This window comes from Rhizobacter sp. P5_C2, assembly GCF_054049715.1.
Genome location: NZ_JBFULV010000035.1, coordinates 17,092 through 35,824, shown reverse-complemented (window position 1 = coordinate 35,824; position 18,733 = coordinate 17,092). Strand labels below are relative to the sequence as shown.

Annotated in this window: 15 protein-coding genes; 8 read left to right on the top strand and 7 right to left on the bottom strand. The window is 69.8% G+C overall.

What is annotated here, in order from left to right; genetic code table 11:
- Window positions 1-3 precede the first annotated feature (3 nt).
- Complete coding sequence (locus ACXJLU_RS14965) at window positions 4-891, top strand: branched-chain amino acid ABC transporter permease (RefSeq protein WP_457332178.1); 888 nt, start codon at window positions 4-6, stop codon at window positions 889-891.
- A gap of 50 nt (window positions 892-941) precedes the next feature.
- Window positions 942-1,853, top strand: a complete 912-nt coding sequence (locus ACXJLU_RS14960) for a branched-chain amino acid ABC transporter permease (protein WP_457332223.1) — start codon at window positions 942-944, stop codon at window positions 1,851-1,853.
- Between the two features lie 270 nt (window positions 1,854-2,123).
- On the opposite strand, the gene ACXJLU_RS14955 is transcribed toward ACXJLU_RS14960, so the two are convergent.
- A complete protein-coding gene (locus ACXJLU_RS14955) occupies window positions 2,124-2,585 on the bottom strand; it encodes an Lrp/AsnC family transcriptional regulator (RefSeq protein ID WP_056804238.1) in 462 nt (153 codons plus the stop codon).
- A 100-nt stretch (window positions 2,586-2,685) separates the two neighbouring features.
- On the opposite strand from ACXJLU_RS14955, the gene ilvB reads away from it, so the two are divergent.
- The gene (gene ilvB / locus ACXJLU_RS14950; protein ID WP_457332176.1) at window positions 2,686-4,440 is read left to right on the top strand and encodes a biosynthetic-type acetolactate synthase large subunit; all 1,755 of its coding nucleotides are present in this window, start codon (window positions 2,686-2,688) and stop codon (window positions 4,438-4,440) included.
- 18 nt (window positions 4,441-4,458) lie between these two features.
- On the opposite strand, the gene ACXJLU_RS14945 is transcribed toward ilvB, so the two are convergent.
- Window positions 4,459-5,487, bottom strand: a complete 1,029-nt coding sequence (locus ACXJLU_RS14945; protein ID WP_457332174.1) for an RNA methyltransferase — start codon at window positions 5,485-5,487, stop codon at window positions 4,459-4,461.
- 84 nt (window positions 5,488-5,571) lie between these two features.
- Here ACXJLU_RS14945 and ACXJLU_RS14940 point away from each other — a divergent pair, with 84 nt between their 5' ends.
- Window positions 5,572-7,293 (top strand): M14 family metallopeptidase, encoded by a 1,722-nt coding sequence (locus tag ACXJLU_RS14940; RefSeq protein ID WP_457332172.1) that lies wholly within the window; start codon window positions 5,572-5,574, stop codon window positions 7,291-7,293.
- A 27-nt stretch (window positions 7,294-7,320) separates the two neighbouring features.
- Here ACXJLU_RS14940 and ACXJLU_RS14935 read toward each other — a convergent pair whose 3' ends face one another.
- Window positions 7,321-8,289: a LysR family transcriptional regulator gene (locus tag ACXJLU_RS14935; protein WP_457332170.1), complete on the bottom strand. Its 969-nt coding sequence runs from the start codon at window positions 8,287-8,289 to the stop codon at window positions 7,321-7,323.
- Window positions 8,290-8,411: 122 nt separating this feature from the next.
- Here ACXJLU_RS14935 and ACXJLU_RS14930 point away from each other — a divergent pair, with 122 nt between their 5' ends.
- Window positions 8,412-8,678: a hypothetical protein gene (locus ACXJLU_RS14930; RefSeq protein ID WP_457332168.1), complete on the top strand. Its 267-nt coding sequence runs from the start codon at window positions 8,412-8,414 to the stop codon at window positions 8,676-8,678.
- The gene (locus ACXJLU_RS14925; RefSeq protein ID WP_457332166.1) at window positions 8,675-9,658 is read left to right on the top strand and encodes a Bug family tripartite tricarboxylate transporter substrate binding protein; all 984 of its coding nucleotides are present in this window, start codon (window positions 8,675-8,677) and stop codon (window positions 9,656-9,658) included. Before ACXJLU_RS14930 ends, ACXJLU_RS14925 begins: the two co-directional genes overlap by 4 nt.
- A gap of 31 nt (window positions 9,659-9,689) precedes the next feature.
- On the opposite strand, the gene ACXJLU_RS14920 is transcribed toward ACXJLU_RS14925, so the two are convergent.
- The 3 genes from ACXJLU_RS14920 to ACXJLU_RS14910 all read right to left on the bottom strand — a co-directional run bounded on the left by ACXJLU_RS14920 (window position 9,690) and on the right by ACXJLU_RS14910 (window position 12,515).
- Window positions 9,690-10,520, bottom strand: coding sequence for an outer envelope protein (locus ACXJLU_RS14920; RefSeq protein ID WP_457332164.1), 831 nt, complete (start codon window positions 10,518-10,520; stop codon window positions 9,690-9,692).
- A 150-nt stretch (window positions 10,521-10,670) separates the two neighbouring features.
- A complete protein-coding gene (ypfH, locus tag ACXJLU_RS14915; protein ID WP_457332162.1) occupies window positions 10,671-11,387 on the bottom strand; it encodes an esterase in 717 nt (238 codons plus the stop codon).
- An 87-nt stretch (window positions 11,388-11,474) separates the two neighbouring features.
- The gene (locus tag ACXJLU_RS14910) at window positions 11,475-12,515 is read right to left on the bottom strand and encodes a porin (protein ID WP_457332160.1); all 1,041 of its coding nucleotides are present in this window, start codon (window positions 12,513-12,515) and stop codon (window positions 11,475-11,477) included.
- A 140-nt stretch (window positions 12,516-12,655) separates the two neighbouring features.
- Here ACXJLU_RS14910 and ACXJLU_RS14905 point away from each other — a divergent pair, with 140 nt between their 5' ends.
- Window positions 12,656-13,159 carry a (2Fe-2S)-binding protein gene (locus ACXJLU_RS14905; RefSeq protein ID WP_457332158.1) on the top strand — a complete coding sequence of 168 codons (504 nt, stop codon included), beginning with the start codon at window positions 12,656-12,658 and terminating at the stop codon, window positions 13,157-13,159.
- Window positions 13,156-15,435, top strand: a complete 2,280-nt coding sequence (locus ACXJLU_RS14900) for a xanthine dehydrogenase family protein molybdopterin-binding subunit (protein WP_457332156.1) — start codon at window positions 13,156-13,158, stop codon at window positions 15,433-15,435. The genes ACXJLU_RS14905 and ACXJLU_RS14900 overlap by 4 nt, the downstream gene beginning before the upstream one ends.
- Here ACXJLU_RS14900 and ACXJLU_RS14895 read toward each other — a convergent pair.
- Window positions 15,428-18,652: a PAS domain-containing hybrid sensor histidine kinase/response regulator gene (locus tag ACXJLU_RS14895; RefSeq protein ID WP_457332154.1), complete on the bottom strand. Its 3,225-nt coding sequence runs from the start codon at window positions 18,650-18,652 to the stop codon at window positions 15,428-15,430. The two genes, ACXJLU_RS14900 and ACXJLU_RS14895, sit on opposite strands and share 8 nt — an antisense overlap.
- Window positions 18,653-18,733: the final 81 nt, after the last annotated feature.

Below are 18,733 nucleotides of genomic sequence, written 5' to 3'. Positions count from 1 at the left end.
CCCATGACCGAAATCTTCGGCATCCCCCTGCAGGCCTTCGCCGGCCAGTTGCTGCTCGGCCTGGTCAACGGCTCGTTCTACGCGATGCTGAGCCTGGGCCTGGCGGTGATCTTCGGCCTGCTGGGCATCGTCAACTTCGCCCATGGCGCGCTCTACATGATCGGCGCCTACGTGGCCTGGTTCTCGATGGAGAAATGGGGCCTCGGCTACTGGGGAGCGCTGGTGCTCGCACCGGTGATCGTCGGTGCGCTCGGCGTCGTCATCGAGAGGACCTTGCTCAAGCACCTGTACAAGCTCGACCCGCTGTACGGCCTGCTGCTGACCTTCGGCCTCGCGCTGATCGGCGAGGGCGTGTTCCGCGACCAGTTCGGCGTGTCGGGCCAGCAGGTCAGCGTGCCCGAGGCGCTGCAGGGCGCCACCAACCTGGGCTTCATGGTGCTGCCGAACTACCGTGCGTGGGTCGTGGTGGCGTCGCTCACGGTCTGCCTGGGCACCTGGTTCCTGATCGAGAAGACGCGGCTCGGGGCCACGCTGCGCGCCGGCACCGAGAACCCGGCGCTGGTGCAGGCCTTCGGCATCAACGTGCCGCGCATGGTGATGTTCACCTATGCCGGCGGCGCGGCACTCGCGGCGCTGGCCGGCGTGCTGGCGGCACCGGTGATCCAGGTCACGCCGCTGATGGGCAGCAACCTGATCATCGTCGTGTTCGCGGTGGTGGTGATCGGCGGCATGGGGTCCATCCTCGGCTCGATCCTGACCGGGCTGATGCTCGGGCTGGTCGAGGGCCTGACCAAGGTGTTCTACCCCGAAGCCTCGAACATCGTGGTGTTCGTGATCATGGTGATCGTGCTGGTGATCCGGCCGGCCGGCCTGTTCGGCAAGGAGAAGTGAGCGTGGTGTCCACCCCGAACAGGAACGACGCGTTCCAGCGCAAGTCCGTCATCGCCTGGGGCGTGCTGCTGGCGCTGCTGGTGATCGCGCCCTTCATCGGCATCTACCCGGTGTTCATGATGAAGGCGCTGTGCTTCGCGATCTTCGCGTGCGCCTTCAACCTGCTGCTGGGCTTCACCGGGCTGCTGTCGTTCGGGCACGCGGCCTTCATGGGCTCGGCGGCCTACGTCACCGGCTGGCTGGTGCGCAGCGCCGGCTGGACGCCGGAGCTCGGCATCGTCGCCGGCACGCTGGTGGCCGCGGCGCTCGGGCTGGTGGTGGGCCTGATCGCGATCCGCCGCCAGGGCATCTACTTCGCGATGATCACGCTCGCGATGGCGCAGATGATCTATTTCGTCTGCCTGCAGGCGCCGTTCACCGGCGGCGAAGACGGCCTGCAGGGCGTGCCGCGCGGCAAGCTGTTCGGCCTGATCCCGATGGCCAACGACCTCGCGATGTACTTCTTCGTGCTGGCGGTGTTCGTCGCGGTGTTCGTGCTGATCCTGCGCATCGTGCACTCGCCGTACGGCCAGGTGCTGAAGGCGATCCGCGAGAACGAGCCGCGTGCGATCTCGCTCGGCTATGACGTCGACCGCTACAAGCTGCTGGCCTTCGTGCTGTCGACCGGCATCGCCGGGCTGGCGGGTGCGATGAAGACCTTCGTGCTCGGCTTCGCGACGCTGTCGGACGTGCACTGGTCGCTGTCGGGCGAGGTGATCCTGATGACGCTGCTCGGCGGCATGGGCACCTTCGCCGGGCCGGTGCTGGGGGCGTTCACGATCATCGGGCTGCAGGACTACCTGGCGGACACCGCCGGCTCGTGGGTCACGGTGATCATCGGCGTGATCTTCGTGGTGTGCGTGATCGCGTTCCGGCGCGGCTTCGTCGGCGAGCTGATCGCGTGGCAGAAGCGCAAGTCCTGAGCTAGGGCCTGTTAACACTACGGGAAGGCTCGCGCCGCTGCCTGCCAAGGCGCTGGGCAAGGCGCGCCGCGCGGCCCGGGCTGGTTTGCCCGGGCAAGCGGCGCAACGCGGCCCAGCGCCTTGGCAGGCACCGGCCCGAAGGGTGATCTCATCAAAAGGGCGCCCGCGGCGTTGCACGGCTTGCCCAGGCAGCAAGCCTGGGCTGCGCCGTGCGCCTTGCGGGTGCCCTTTTGATGAGTCACGCGAGCCTTCCCGTAGTGTTAACAGGCCCTAGCGGCGCAACGGCAGCAAGCTCTGCTTCAACTGCCGCAGCACGAAGCTCGACTTGCTGTGCCGGATCCCGGGGATCTTGTAGAGCCGCTCGCGCAGCAGCCGCTCGTAGTCGCGCGTGTCGCTGACGGCGATGCGCACGTAGTAGTCGTAGTCGCCCGACACCAGGAAGGCCTCCAGCACCTCGGGGATCGCTTCCAGCGCGCGGCCGAACTCGAACAGCGCCTCGTCGGAATGGCTGTCCAGCGTGACCTGCACGATCACCGTGTCGGGCAGCCCGACCTCGGCCGGGTTCACGCGCACCGAGTAGCCCTCGATCACGCCGGCCTGTTCCAGCCGCTTGATGCGGCTCCAGCACGGCGAGCTGGTCAGCCCCACCTGCGCACCGAGTTCGCCCATGCTGATGCGGGCGTCGCGCTGCAGCGCTTCGAGGATGGCGATGTCGAACTTGTCGAGCTGCATGCTGTGACCTGTTGAAGATGCAGGAGGATTTGCCGCTGGCATCGTAACCCGCCCAAGTTTCAGCAGCCTTTGCTGCGCAGCGCGCGAGAAACTTCCCGGCATGAATGCGCCGCTCGCCCTCGAATGCCTGCAGCCTGCCCCGGCCCCGGCCCCTGCCACCCGCACGCCCGACAGCGCCGACCTGTTGATCGCGACGCTGCTCGCGCACGGCATCGACACCGTGTTCGGCTACCCCGGCGGCGCGGTGCTGCCGCTGTACGACGCGCTGCACCGCGAGCCGCGGCTGCGCCACATCCTCGTGCGGCACGAGCAGGCGGCGGTGCATGCGGCGCAGGGCTACGCGCGCAGCACCGGCCGCATCGGCGTGGTGTTCGTGACCTCGGGTCCGGGCATGAGCAACACCACCACCGGCCTGCTCGATGCGCTGTGCGATTCGGTGCCGGTGCTGTGCATCAGCGGCCAGGTCGCGACCACGTCGATCGGCACCGATGCGTTCCAGGAGTGCGATGCGCTCGGCATCTCGCGGCCGGTGACGAAGTGGAACGCGCAGGTGCGCAGTGCGGCGCAACTGGTGCCGCTGCTGCGCAAGGCATTGGCGGTGGCTGCAGGTGGCCGACCCGGGCCGGTGCTGCTCGATCTGCCGAAAGATGTGCAGCTCGCGCCGCAGGTGGTGCCCGAGGGCGCCGCGGCCGCCACCTTCACGCAGCCGCGGCCGGCGCGGCCGAACGCGTCGTTGCGCCGGGCCGTCGATGCGCTGCGCGAAGCGCGCCGGCCGGTGTTCTACGGCGGTGGCGGATTGATCAACGCCGGTCCCACCGCCTGCGCCGCGTTCGCCGAGCTGGTGCGCCGCTGCCACGCGCCGTGCACGCTGACGCTGATGGGCCTCGGCGCCTTCCCGGCGAGCAGCCCGCAGTTCCTCGGCATGCTGGGCATGCACGGCACGCTCGAGGCCAACCTCGCGATGCACGAGGCCGACCTGGTGGTGTGCGTCGGCGCGCGCTTCGACGATCGGGTGACCGGGCGGCTCGACGGCTTCTGCCCCGGGGCCCGCTTCATCCACATCGACATCGACGCGACCTCGATCAACAAGGTCGTGAAGACCCAGGTGCCGTTGGTCGGCGATTGCGGCTGGCTGCTGGAGGCGCTGCTCGACATGCTGGGCCCGCAGCCGCTCGACGCGGGGCGACTCGATGCGTGGTGGGCACGCATCGGCACCTGGCGTGCGAAGCGCTCGCTGGCCTTCGACGACACGCCGCGCCAGATCGCGCCGCAGGCGCTGCTGGTGCAACTGCAGTCAGCGCTGGCCGGCCGCGACGCGATCGTCTCGACCGATGTCGGCCAGCACCAGATGTGGGCCGCGCAGCACCTGCGCTTCGACGCGCCGCGGCGCTGGCTGACCTCGGGCGGCGCCGGCACGATGGGATACGGGCTGCCGGCGGCGATCGGCGCGCAGGTTGCGCACCCGGACCGGCTGGTGGTGTGCGTCAGCGGCGATGCGTCGATCCTGATGAACATCCAGGAGATGGCGACCGCGATGCAGCACGCGACGCCGGTCAAGGTGGTGGTGCTGAACAACGGCCACATGGGCATGGTGCGGCAGTGGCAGGAGCTGGTGCACGGCGGGCGCTACAGCCAGAGCGCGCTCGATGTGCAGCCGGATTTCGTTGCGCTGGCGAAGGCGTTCGGGTGGCGTGCGCGCCGCGTCGTGCAGCGCGGCGAGCTGGATGATGCGCTGGCCGAGTGCCTCGCGAGCGACGGGCCGTTCTTCCTCGATGTGATCGTGGTGCCCGAGGAGAACTGCTGGCCGATGATCCCGGCCGGGTGTGCGCACGACGAGGTGCTGCTGGGTTCGTAGCCCGGATTGGCACCCTGGCTACGCGGCCGCGTGGATCGGAATGCTGCCCGCCGGCAGCGCCCGGGCGCGCAACTGCCCGCACCCGCCCTCCACCTCCTGCCCCGCCGACTGCCGCAGCGTGGTCAACACCCCCCGGCTGTGCAGCGTGCGCGCGATCGCCTCGGCACGCTCCGCGCTCGGACGGCGGAAGTCCAGCCCTTCGTTGGTGTTGTACGGGATCATGTTCATGATCGCGTACTTGCCGCGCAGCAGCCGCACGATGCCGTCGATCTCGTCGTCGCCGTCGTTGATGCCGTCGAGCAGCGTCCACTGGTACTGGATCGGGTAGCCGCTGGCGCGCGCATAGCGCTCGCCGAGCTCGACCAGCTCATCGGGCGTGATGCGCGGTGCGCGCGGCAGCAGCTGCTCGCGCAGCGCCGCCTTCGTGGTGTGCAGCGACAGCGCCAGCGCCGGCTTCACCGGGCCCTGCGGCAAGCGCTCGAACACCCGTGGGTCGCCAACCGTCGAGAACACCAGGCTCTTGTGGCCGATGCCGCCGGCGGTGCCCAGCAGGTCGATCGCTTCCATCACGTTGTCGAGGTTGTGGGCCGGCTCGCCCATGCCCATGAACACGACCTTCTTGACCGGCCGGCGCGCCCGGGCCAACGCGACCTGCGCGACGATCTCGGCGCTGCCGACCTGGCGCAGCAGCCCGTCGCGGCCGGTCATGCAGAACACGCAACCGACCGCGCAGCCGACCTGGGTCGACACGCACAGGCCGTCGCGCGGCAGCAGCACGCTCTCGATCGTCTGGCCGTCCGGCAGCTCGACCAGCAGGCGGGCCGAGCCGTCGTCGGCCGGGTGTTCGGAGCGCAGCCGCGCCAGGCCGTCGAGCTGCTGCATCAGCGCCGGCAGGGCCTCGCGCAGCGCGAGCGGCAGGAAATCCTCCGGCCGGCGCTTGCCGGCGTCCTGCGGCAGCGCGCGCGACCATTGGCGCAGCACGCGTTCCTCGTGAACGGGCTTGGCGCCGTGGTCACGAAGCTGCTGGCGGATGGAGGCGATGCGCATGGGGTCGATGAAACGGCGCCACAGTCTAACGGCCCGCGTTGCGCGACACTCCTGCCTTCGCCCTCAACCGCCTTGACGTACGCCATGACGTTGCCCGCCACGCCCACGCCTCGCTTCGACATCTTCTACAAGTACGACGCCCTGACCCAGCTGCTGTTCGACTACGCCGCGGCCCATCCCGGCCTGGTGAGGGTGCAGGCTATCGGCAAGAGCCATGAGGGCCGCGACATCTGGCTCGCGACCGTCACCAACACCGCGACCGGTCCCGACACCGACAAGCCCGCGTTCTGGGCCGACGGCAACATCCACGCCGCCGAGCTGACCGCCAGCACCACCTGCCTGTACTACCTGCACCACCTGGTGACGCAGTACGGCCACGACGACGAGACCGGCCGCCAGGTCACGCAGCTGCTCGACACCCGCGTGATCTACCTGTGCCCGCGCATCAACCCCGATGGTGCCGAACTCGCGCTGGCCGACCGGCCGCGCCACATCCGCTCGTCGACGCGCAGCTACCCGTACGACGAGGAGCCGGTCGAGGGCCTGACGCTGGAAGACGTCGATGGCGACGGCCGCATGCTGACGATGCGCATCCCCGACCCGCACGGCACCTACAAGAAATGCCCGCAGGACCAGCGGCTGATGGTGCCGCGCGAGCCGGGCGAGTTCGGCGGCGAGTACTACCGGCTGATGCCCGAGGGCCTGCTGAAGAACTACGACGGGCTGACCGTCAACGTGAACCGCGACCAGGAGGGGCTGGACCTGAACCGCAACTTCCCGTCCGCCTGGCGGCAGGAGTTCGAGCAGGTCGGTGCCGGCCCGTACCCGGCCAGCGAGCCCGAGGTGCGGGCGATGGTCGAGTTCATCCTGAAGCACCCGAACATCGGTGCGGCCATCAGCTACCACACGCACAGCGGCGTGATCCTGCGGCCGATGGGCACGCAGAGCGACGACGACATGATCCCGGAGGACCTGTGGTCGTACAAGCGCTTCAGCGCGATGGGCGAGAAGCTGACCGGCTACCCGGCGATCAGCATCTGGCACGACTTCAAGTACCACCCGAAGGAGGTCATCACCGGCACGCAGGACTGGGTGTACGAGCACCTGGGCGCGCTGTTCTGGGTGGTCGAGCTGTGGTCGCCGAACAAGGAGGCCGGCATCGAGGGCTACAAGTGGATCGACTGGTTCCGTGACCACCCGGTGGAAGACGACCTGAAGCTGCTGAAGTGGAGCGACGAGCACTGCGGCGGCCAGGCCCACGTCGAGTGGAAGCCCTTCCACCACCCGCAGCTCGGGCCGGTGGAGATCGGCGGCTGGGACAAGATGAATTTCTGGCGCAACCCGCCGCCCCAGCTGCGCGAACGCGAGGCCGCGCGCTTCCCGGCGTGGATGAACCAGATCGCGCTGAGCCTGCCGCGGCTCGAGCTGCTGCGCACCGAGGTGCGCGCACTCGGCCCCGACACCTGGCGCGTGCGCCTGGCGGTGTGCAACAGCGGGTACCTGCCCGCGTATGTGAGCAAACGGGCGCTGGCGCGCAAGACGGTGCGCGGCACGATGTTCGAGATCCATTTGCCGCCGGGCGATGCGACGGTGTCGCTGGTCAGCGGCAAGGAGCGCATCGAAGGCCCGCAGCTCGAGGGCCACGGGCCGAAGAGCACGCTGCAGGCCTTCCTGCCGACGCGCGAGGTGACGGCCGACCGCGCGGTCGCCGAGTGGGTGGTGCGCGCGCCGAAGGGCACGCGGCTGGCCTTGAGTGCCCGTGCGGACCGCGCGGGGGCGGTGAAGACCGAGGTGGTGCTGGACTGAGCTTGGCGGAGTCGCCGCGGTGGCGCGTCAGTCGCGCCCCAAGTCTCGCCTGGCCACCTGGGTCAGTCCGACGCTGCCATGCGCCACAAGGTGCTGACCGAGGTTCGCCAATGAACCGCGCGCGATCTCGATGAAGCGCTCTGCCCATGCTTGCGCGGCCACATGCGGCCCCGCGAGCAGCACCAGTCGCCCCAGGTAGCGTCCTGTCTGGACTCGACGCAGCACGACGCCGGCATGCGGCAGCGTCGAGAACGATGCCGGGACGATCGCGACCCCGAGGCCGCAGCTCACGAGCGCCAGCACGCTGCTGTAGTTTCTGGCCTCGTGCACGACACGCGGCTGGAACCCGGCTGCCTCGCACAACGCCAGCACGCGATCCTGGTAGTCCGTGTCGGTATGGCGACAGAAGCCGACGAAGGTCTCTGCCGCAACACACGCCAGTGCGACAGCACCTCGGCCTTGCGCCAGAGCGCTCGCCGCCGGGATGGCGAGGCAATAGGGGTCGTCCAGCGCGGCCACCGTTTCCGCAGGTTGGTCATCGTCGTTCGTGCGCGCGAATCCGAGGTCGATCGCACCACCACGCAGGGCCTGCAGTTGCCGTGACGTGATCATTTCGGACACCTGCGGGCTCATGTCGAAGCCCTGTTGCCGCGCGCGATCGAGCAGGTCCGGCAACAACGACTGCATGGCTGAAGGGATCAGACCGAGGCGGATTCTGGATTGACCGCAGCATTGCTGCTCCCTCGCGCGCTCGAACGCCTGGTCGGCGCGGGTGAGGATCGCGCGCGCATCCTCCAGCAAGGATTGACCGGCAGACGTGAGTCGCATGCCGCGTGCATGCCGGTCGAACAAGGGCACGCCGACCTGCTGCTCCAGGCAGCGCAGTTGCGCCGACAACGGTGGTTGCGACACGAAAAGCTTTTCAGCCGCGCGACTCACGCTGCCGAGTTCCGCGATCGCGACGAAGCAGCGCAGATGACGGAGTTCCAGCGGCATGTGAGGGCAGTCGTGGCAGGTATGGCCGGCCATACTAGATCAGTATTGGACGCTGCGGACCAGGCACAGAACACTGCCGACCATCGCGCTGAAGCAAGGCGCCATCAAAGGAGACAGCAACTGTGACCTTGTGGAACTCACGCAGTAGAAAGCACCAACATCTGCTCGATACCACCGTTCTGCTCGCCGACCTGTTGGAGCGGTTCGCCCATCAGGTGCACATCGTGGGAAGAGACTTTCTGCTGATGCGGATGTGGCCGCTGCGACCCGAGGTGGATCTGCTTCACAAGCGGGCGTTGGCCAAGGCGGTCGAACGGCTCGACCAGGCGATCCAGGCGCTGAAGGCGGAATTGCTGCGACCCGATTCAAAGGTGGAGGACCGAGCATGACTGCGCTGTCCTCCTGGCGCATCGTGCACATCCTCGCGTGCACGCTGGCGGTGGCCGCAGCGCCCGAGACACGTTCGCAGGAGTGGCCCGGCGGCCCTGTCCGCATCATCGTTCCCACGACTGCCGGCAGCTCGGTAGACCTCGTCGCACGCACACTCGGCGAGCAACTCGCGGTGCGGTGGGGACGCCCCGTCATCATCGACAACCGCGCAGGTGCCGGTGGTGTCACCGGCATGAATGCCGTTGCCCGATCCGTGCCCGACGGACTGACCCTCGGCCTGGGCTTTTCCGGGCCGGTGGCTCTCGCAGCGCTGCTCGATGGAAGGGTGCCGAACCAGGCCGGGATGGAGCTGGTTCCCGTCGTGATGGCCACGGCGCAGCCGAACGTGCTCGCCGTGTCGGCGAGCCTGCCCGTCCACGATCTCGCCGAGTTCGTGACCTGGGCCAGACAGCAAGGCGGCAAGCTCGCCTATGCCTCGGTGGGCATCGGCAGCACATCTCACCTGGGCATGGAGCTGTTCAAGACCGTGGCGGGGTTCGAGGCCACGCACATTCCCTATGCCGGCTCAGCGCCTGCAGCGACATCGCTCGCCGCGGGCGATACGCAGATGCTCTTCGCGGTGCAAACCGCCTTGAAGCCCTTGGTCGCCGCAGGGCGCATCCGGCTGCTGGCCACGACAAGTCTGCGCAGATCCGAGCTCTCGCCGGACCTGCCGACGGTGGCGGAGAGCGGCTACCCCGGCTTCGAGGTGATGGGCTGGAACGGGCTCTTTGTCCCCGCCGGCACGCCTCTCGCCATCGTCACGAAGATCAACACCGATGCGAACGCGGCTCTGGCGGATGTCACCATCAGGGCCGCCCTCGTATCGCAGGGAATGCTGCCGGCGGGCGGAAGTGCCGCTGCGTTCGGCCAGATCATTGCGGAAGACATCCGCCGCTGGACGCCGGTGGTCCAGCGGCTTCGACTTGGCAAGGACTGATGGAAGCCCAAGCCGATCCGCAGGACGTTTCTCAGAAGTGGTACTCGGCCTTCAACGACGGCGCCGACACCTTGGTCCCCGCCAGCGATGACGGGTTGCCGAACTTGTTCTTGATGTACTGGTAGCCGAAGCCCGCATAGAAGGTCTTCGGCGTGCCGGCCGCCGAGCCCACGTCCCACAGCAGGCCCATCTCGGTCCAGGTCTCGGCCGATGTGTCGCCGCCGAAGCCGTCCTTGCCCTTCTCGCCGGTCCAGGTGCCCCAGCCCTTGAACACCGCCGGCAGCCCGGCGTTGAAATCGAAGCTCCACACCGTGGCCAGGCGCGGCGCCGCGTCGAAGTTCACATGCGTGCCGGCGATCGAGTTGTTGTTGTTCTCCTTGTAGTACAGCAGCCCGAGCGTCAGCAGCCCCGGCACGTCGAACTCCACCTTCGGCCCGGCGATGTACTTCGTCAGCCCGGCACCGAAGGCATCGTTCTTCGAGTTGAAGTCGAAGCCGAACTGGAAGCCGACGTCGCGGATCGGGCCGAACTTCATCGGCTTGCCGCTCACCTTGCCGAAGCTCACCGTGTTGCTGTAGGTGACGTAGACCTCGTGCGCACCGCGGTCGCTGTTGTTGGCGGTGTTGTTCTCGTCCGAGGCCAGCATGTCGACCGCGAAGAAGTTGACGCCGTACTTGTAGCCGCCGACGTACTGCAGCGTCGCGACCTTCTTCTTCACGTCCGCGTCGCTGCCGGGTTCCTTGAACTTGGTGCCATAGGTGAAGCCGATGAAGGCATCGCTCCATTCGGCGGCATGGGCGGCGGCAGCGCAGGCGGCCAGCGCGGCACAGGCCGCGACCTTCGACAGGGTTCGGGTACGCATGGGGAATCCTTGGATGGGGTTGGTGATGCGGCGGAACGCGCCGGCACACCGCCTCGACCCCATGCCCCGGCTTGGCGCATGCGACCCCGATGGGTACCGACTTGTATGCAAGTCAGCAAACCCCATGCCACCAGTGAGGATTCCCTCGGATCAGCCCAGTTCGTCGCTCGATGCGCTGCGCGGCAGGATCGGCGCCTCGCTCATCGCCTGGCGCCACACCTTCTTCGGCAGGAAGGTGCGCAGCTGCTCGACGGCCTTGTCGAGCAGCTGCGGGTGCAACTCATGGCCGATGCCGGGCAGCACGTCGGCGGTCACGTCGCCGCCGAGGGCGACCAGGCGCTCGGCCGAATCGATCGCCGGGCCGCAGGGCAGCACGCGGTCGGCCATGCCGTGGAACAGGTGCACGGTGGTGTCTTCGGGGGCGTGCTCGGGCGCGGTCGCATGGCGGCCGCTGAAGGCCAGCACGCGGCCGGCCAGCGCCGGTTCGGCCTGCACCGCCTCGAGCGCCATGATCGCGCCTTGCGAGAAGCCGGCCAGCGCGGTGCACGGCCACGACATGTTCAGCTGCTGCTGCACGCTGCGCACGGTCGCGATGAAGCGCGGCAGCGCCTCGGCGACGCGCTGCGGGCGGTTGTCTTCGGTGATGCCCTGGATGGAGAACCACTGCCAGCCGCTGCCGCCGCCGGGCACGGCGTCGAACGGATCCGGTGCGTCGAGGCAGACGACGGCGGCCTTCGGGTATTCGGCGACCAGGCGCTGCGCGAGCGGCGCCATGTGCGAGGCGTCGGCACCGACGCCGTGGAACAGCAGGAACAGCAGCTCGGGCGGGCCGTCGGCGGGCAGGTGGGCGAGGGCGGTGGCAGGCATGACAGGGTTCTCCAATCGACCCGACAGTGTGCCGCCGCGGCAGCGCAGCCGCGAGCAGCCGCTTTGAACGCTGCGTTCAAACCGCCTCTAGAACCTCACGCGCAACCCGGCCGCCACGCTGGTGCCGTTCTCGGCATTCGTCAACCGGTCGCTCATCACCACCGCATACGCATCGGTCAGCTTCGACAGCGCGTGGTCGTAGCCGAGCGTGACGGTGCGGTTCTTGACCTCGCCCGGGTTGAAATCGGCATTCGCCTGGCCGTACTGCGCGACCACCTTGCCGAGCGCGCCCACCGGCACCGCAAGCCCGAGCCCGTAGATCGTCGACTTGGTGTCGACCGTGGCCTTCGTCTTCACGCGCGTGGCTTGCGCATACAGCTTCACGACGGTGAAGTCGTAGGTGCCGCCGAACTGCAGCGTGTCCTGGCGGTTGAAGCCGGCCGGCGCCGCGACCAGCCCATTCTTTACCTGCTGATACGCGATCGTCGCGCCCCAGGTGTCGGTCAGCAGCACCCAGTTGCCGCCGAGGTTGCGGCCGGTCGCACCGGGCGCGCCTTCGCCCAGGTTGCCGATCAGGCTGACGTTGTAGCCCTCGGCGTTCGAGGTGTTGTAGAGCAGCGAGTTGTTCCAGGCCGAGTCGCCCTGGAACGCCAGGCCGGTGCTCGGAGCGAACACCTGGCGGATGCTCGGCGAGAAGCCGAACGAATCGCCGATGGCGTTGAACGACAGCGTCGAGACGAACAGCGGCGTGGTGTTGCGGCCGAGCAGGCTGGTGCCGAAATCGCCCTGGAAGCCGACGTAGGCGTTGCGCGCCCAGAACGCATCGGCGCTGGTGCGGCCGACCGAGCCGGTGTCGGCCCGCAGGTAGTGCTCGAGCGCGAACTTCAGCTTCAGCGAGCCGCCGAGGTCTTCGGTGCCCTTGAAGCCGAGGAAGCTGGTGGTCATCTTGCCGCTCTCGGCGCGCAGCGTGCGCGCGGCGCCGGCATCCTGGAAGCGGCCGGCGGACATGTCGATCAGCCCGTACAGCGTGATCGATGAGGCTGAAGGTGAGGCAGATTGCGCGGAGGCGGCTGCGGACAGCGTGGCGGCGACCGCGGCAGCGGCCAGGCAGGACAGACGACGGTTCATGCAGCGGAGCTCCGGAAGGACACAGCCCGTCAGGATAAACCCCAACGCGTGTGCCGCCGGTCACACCCCGTTTCGTTGACGCCACAGCCGCAGGCGCCCCGCCGGCCCAGAATGGGGACCGACACCGGAATGCCCGACCCATGGAACTGAACGTCAACGGCCAGACGCTGCCCCTGCCGCCCGACGCGGTGGAGCCCGACATGCCTTTGTTGTGGGTGCTGCGCGACGTGCTGATGCTGACCGGCACCAAGTTCGGCTGCGGCGTTTCGGCCTGCGGCGCCTGCACGGTGCATGTTGACGGGCAGGCAGTGCGCTCGTGCGTGACGCCGCTGTCGGCCGCGCAGGGCAAGCCGGTGCGCACCATCGAGGCACTCGGTGCGCCCGGCCGGCCGCACGCGCTGCAGCAGGCCTGGATCGCCCACCAGGTGCCGCAATGCGGCTACTGCCAGAGCGGCATGCTGATGGCCGCGGCCGACCTGCTGGCCAAGAACCCTTCGCCGACCGATGCCGACATCGACGCGGCGATCACCAACCTGTGCCGTTGCGGCACCTACCCGCGCATCCGCGACGCGATCAGGAGCGCGGCGGCCGTGCTGCGCGGCGATACCACCCGGCAGGACAAGGCGAACGAGGCCCGCGCATGAAGCGAAGAAGCCTGTTGCTGAGCGCGCTGGCCGGTGGCGGCGCGCTGCTGGTCGGCTGGAGCGCGCTGCCGCCGCGCAGCCGCATCGGCACGTCCGATCCGCTGCCGGCCACCGACGGCATCGTCACGCTGAACGGCTGGATCCGCATCGAGCCGGACGGCCGCGTGCTGCTTGCCATGGCCCGCAGCGAGATGGGCCAGGGCGTGCACACCGCGCTCGCGATGCTGGTGGCCGATGAACTCGACACGCCGCTGTCGCGCGTGACGCTGGTGCAGGCGGCGCCGCAATCGCTGTACGGCAACGTCGCGATGTTCGTCGGCGCGCTGCCCTTCCACCCGGACGACGCCGAGCCCGGCCGCGAGACCACGACCGTCAAGGCCGGCCAGTGGATGGTCAGCAAGTTCGCGCGCGAACTGGGCGTCAGCGTGACCGGCGGGTCGTCGAGCATCGCCGACGCCTGGGACGTGCTGCGGCTGGCCGCGGCCACCGCACGCGCGCAGCTGCTGGGTGCCGCGTCGCTGCAATGGAAGCTGCCGCGCGAAGAGCTGCAGGTGCATGGCGGCATCGTCAGTCATGTGTCCGGCCCGCACGCGCATTTCGGCGAACTCGCGAAGCTGGCGGCCGCCACGCCGATCGGCGACGTGCGCACCAAGGACCCGAAAGACTGGACGCTGATCGGCACCGCCGCGCCGCGCACCGACCTGGCCGCCAAGGTGGACGGCACGGCGCGCTTCGGCCTCGACACGCGCGAGCCGGGCCAGCTGTACGCGGTGGTGCGCCACTGCCCGATGCTCGGCGGCAGCCCGCAGCGCGTGAAGGTCGACGCGGCGATGCAGCTGCCCGGTGTGCAGCGCGTCGTGCGGCTCGGGCCGTATGCCGGCTCGACCGCGGCGGTGGCCGTCGTCGGCCGCAGCACCTGGCATGCGCGGCGCGGCGCGCAGGCGCTGGAGATCGACTGGGCGCCACCACCGGCCGGCGGGGCCGACACCCAGCGCATCGACGAGGCGCTGGAACGCGCCGCGCGCGAGGCCGCGCGGGATGACGGCGGCTTCGCGTTCCACACCCGCGGCGACGTGAAGCAGGCGCGTGCCGGCGCCGCGCGCCAGATCGAATCGCTGTACCGAGCGCCCTACCTCGCGCATGCGCCGATGGAGCCGATCAACTGCACGGCGCGCGTGCACGACGGCGGCGTCGAGCTGTGGGTGCCGACACAGGTGCCCGACATGGCGCGCGCGATCGCGGCCCGCGTGGCCGGCGTGCCGCTCGAGGCCGTGACGCTGCACGTGACCTACCTGGGCGGCGGCTTCGGGCGGCGGCTCGATGTCGATTTCGTCGCGCAGGCGGTGCGCATCGCGATCGAATGCGGCGGCCACCCGGTGCAGCTGGTGTGGCCGCGCGAAGAGGACATCGCGCACGATTTCTACCGCCCGGCCGGTGTCGCGCTGATGCAGGCGAGCCTGGACGGCAAGGGTATGGTCTCGGGCCTCGCGATCACCACGGCGGGTGACGCGATCACGCCGCGCTGGATCGAGCGCGTGCTGCCGGCGCTGGCTGGCCCGGTCGACACGCCCGACAAGAGCGCGGCCGAGGGTCTGTACGACCTGCCGTACGGCATCTCGCACCAGCGCATCGCGCAGGTCGCGACGCACAGCGGCGTGCCGGTGGGCTACTGGCGCTCGGTCGGGCATTCGCACCATGCGTTCTTCAGCGAATGCTTCATCGACGAGCTGGCCGAGGCGGCGCACCAGGACCCGGTCGCGTTCCGGCTCGGGCTGCTGGGCGACATGCCGAGGCATGCCGCGGTGCTGAAGCTCGTCGCCGCGAAGTCGAGCTGGGGCCGGCCGCTGCCGGTGGGCCAGGCGCGCGGCGTCGCGCTGCACGAGAGCTTCGGCAGCATCGTCGCGCAGGTGATGGAGGTCTCGCTGGTCGATGGCCGGCCGCGCATCCACCGCGTGGTCTGCGCGGCCGACATCGGCACGGTGGTGAACCCGGGCATCGTCGCGCAGCAGATGGAGAGCGCGGTGATCTTCGGGCTGTCGGCGGCGCTGTACGGCCGCATCGACATCGAAGGCGGTGCGGTCAAGCAGCGCAACTACCCGGATTACAAGCTGCTGACGCTGGCCGAGTGCCCGCGCATCGAGACGCACCTGGTGCCGAGCAGCCGCGCGCCCGGCGGCATGGGCGAGCCCGGCACGCCGCCGGCGGCGCCGGCGCTGGCGAACGCGCTGTATGCGTTGACGGGCAAGCGGCAGCGCGCGTTGCCGCTGATCACGTAGCGCGACGCTCCGATTGCGCTACCGCGCGCAGCAGCGCCTGCCGCAGGCGGTGCGCATCGATCGGCTTCGTCAGGAACTCGTTCATCCCCGCGGCCAGCGCCTGGTCGCGCTCCGACACCAGCGCCGCCGCAGTCAGCGCGATGATCGGCAACTCTTCCGCCGGGTGCTGCTCGCGCAAGCGCCGCGCCGCCTCGTGCCCGCTCAGCCGCGGCATCTGCACGTCCATCAGCACCGCGTCGAACAGCCGGCCGCTGTCGACCGAGCGCCGCACCGCCACCAGCGCCTCCAGCCCGTCCACCGCCTGCACCACGTCGATGCCCCACTGCTCCAGCATCGCGACGCCGATCATCATGTTGACCGGGTTGTCTTCCACCATCAGCACGTGCGCGCCGGCCAGCGACGCGGTGTCGAGCGATTCCGCATCGGTGCCGACCTCGCGCGCCGGCGTGGCTGGCAGCGGCAGCGCGGCCCAGAAGCGGCTGCCGCGCTCCGGCGCGCTCTCGACGCCGACGCTCCCGCCCATCAACATCGCCAGCTCCTTGCAGATCGACAGCCCGAGCCCGGTGCCGCCGAAGCGCCGCGTCGTCGACGAGTCGGCCTGCGTGAACGGCTGGAACAGCCGCTGCTGGGTCGCCTCGTCGATGCCGGCACCGGTGTCGATCACCGCCAGCCGCACCCGGCCGTCTTCATCGACCGCGGCCTCCAGCGTCACATGGCCGCGCTCGGTGAACTTGATGCCGTTGGTCAGGTAGTTGCTGAGGATCTGGCGCACCCGCACCGGGTCGCCGAGCACCGTGCCCGGCACCTCGGGCGTCATCGCGAGACGCAGCGACAGCCCGCGCGCCTGCGCCAGCGACTGGTACGCGCGGTGCACCGCCACCAGCAGCCCGCGCAGGTCGAAGGCCACCGCCTCGACGCTGAGCTTGCCGGCCTCGATCTTCGACAGGTCGAGGATGTCGGAGATGATGCTCGCGAGGTTCTGCGCGCTGTCCTGGATCTGCGCCAGGTACTGGTCGCGGCGCAGCGCGTCGAGCCCTGGGCGCATCGCCAGCCGCGCCAGGCCGAGCAGCCCGTTCAGCGGCGTGCGGATCTCGTGGCTGGTGTTCGCGAGGAAGGCGCTCTTGGCCTGGTTGGCGGCCTCGGCCACGTCGCGTGCATGGGCCAGCGCCTGCTCGAACGCGCGCCGTTCGGTCACGTCCTCGGCGATCCAGATCGTGCCGCCCTGGCTCGGGTGCGTCGGGTCCACCGCCTGGGCGAGCAGGCGGCACAGGAAGCTGCTGCCGTCGCCGCGCCGCATCATGCGCTCGACCTCCACCGGCTCGCCCTGCGCGAGCCGCGGGCCGACCAGCGCGCCCATCTCGGCGTACGCCGCCTCGTCGCTCCACACCGCCTGCCCCGGCTGGCCGATCAGCGCGCCGGCCGGCCAGCGGAACATCGCCTCGAAGCAGGGGTTGGCCTGCATGAAGCGGCGCTCGCGCGTCAGCGCGATGCCGATCGACGCGTTCTGCAGGATCGCCTCGTGCTGCAGCCGCACCCGCTCGGTCTCGGTCACGTCGCGGCCGTTCAGCACCAGGTAGTCCTGGTCGTCCATCCGGAAGCGCGCCGCCGACAGCAGCAGCGACACCACCGTGCCGTCGCGCCGCACGAAGGTGGCGGGCAGGTCGGTCACCAGGCCGCCCTGGGCCAGGCCCGCGACCAGCGCTTCGCGGTCGGCCTGCCGGTGCCAGATGCCGATCTCGAGCGCGGTGCGGCCGACCACCTCGTCGCTGCGCCAGCCGGTGATGCGCGTGAAGCTTTCGTTGACCATCACGTAGCGGCCGCTCGCCACCTCGGTCAGCGTGATGCAGTCGGGGCTGGTCGCCACCAGGTGCGACAGCAGCGCCTGCGAGCGCCGCAGCGCGGTCTCGGCCTGCACGCGGGCGGTGATGTCGTGGAACATCGACAGCGTGGCCGGGCCGTCCGGCGCGCTGACTCGAATGCCGGAGGCCTGCACGCTCAGCGGCCGGCCATCCAGCGACACCAGGCTGGAATCGGCGACGCCCAGGCCCTCGCCGACGGGCAGCGCCTCCAGCGTCGCGACGCGCCGGCGAACCTGTTCCCGCGCCTCGCCGGCGGGGTAGAGCTGCGGCAGGTCGAAGCCCTTCATCGCGTCGGCCGACGCGAAGCCGAACATGCGTGCGGCGGCGTCGTTGCCGTCGATCGCGACACCGTTGCGGTGCAGCACCAGCGCGGTCGGCGAGCGGCGGAACAGCTCGCGGTAGCGGCCTTCGCTTTCGGCGGTGGCGCGGCGCGCCTCGACCTCGGCGGTGATGTCGCGGCCCAGGCCCCAGTAGCCGACGAAGCGGCCATCGGCATCGAAGCGCGGGCGGCCGCTGACCACGCTGTGGCGCAGCTCGCCGTGTTCGCCCGGGCGGCTGGCCATCAGGTTGCTGAACGGCAGGTGCGCCTCCAGGTCGGCGCGGTGGCGCGCCAGCGTGTCGGCATCCAGCCCGATCTGCGGCATCTCCCACGGCCGGCGGCCCATGCGCTCCTTCGCATCGATGCCGGAGTACTGGTTCAGCTTGTCGCTGATGTGGATGAAGCGCAGCTCGGCATCGAGCTCCCAGTACCAGTCGGCGGCCATCAGCAGCAGGCTGCGAAAGCGCTCCTCGCGGTCGCGCGCCTCGCCGAGCGCGCGGCGCACGACGCTAGCGATCAGCATCCCGCAGGTCGTGGCCGACGCGAAGATCAGCCAGTGCGCCAGCACGCGCACCGGCAGCGGGATGGCCTCGATCGGCATCGGCCCGGGCAGCCAGCCCCGGCCGTTGGCCATCGCGAGGCCGGCGACCGCCGCGGCCATCGCGAGCGCCAGCACCAGGCCCGACGCCGGGCTCACCAGCACGGTGACGACGCAGATCAGCAACCCGAGGTAGCCGAGGTTCAGCGCATGCACGCCCTGGCCGAGGCCGATCGCGGTCACCAGCACCGCGATGGCGGCGACCCAGCCCATCAGGTGCACCAGCTTCGGCAGCGCGATGCGCCCCAGGCCCCACAGGCCGAGCGTGAAGCACAGCGCGAGCACCAGGCAATCGCCGACCAGCAGCGCGCGCATGCCGGGGCGGGTCGGGAGGGCCGGCGACAGGTAGATCAGTGCGCCGATCAGCGAGATCGTGACGCCCGCGCCGAAGAACAACCGGGCCACCAGCCGGTCCAGCGGTTCGCGCGGCAGAAGGGGCAAGGGCGAGGAGAGCGGCACGGCGAGGGGGACGCGCGTTGACGACCTGCGCGGTGCCGCCGAGTGTGGCACCGCGTCACGGTC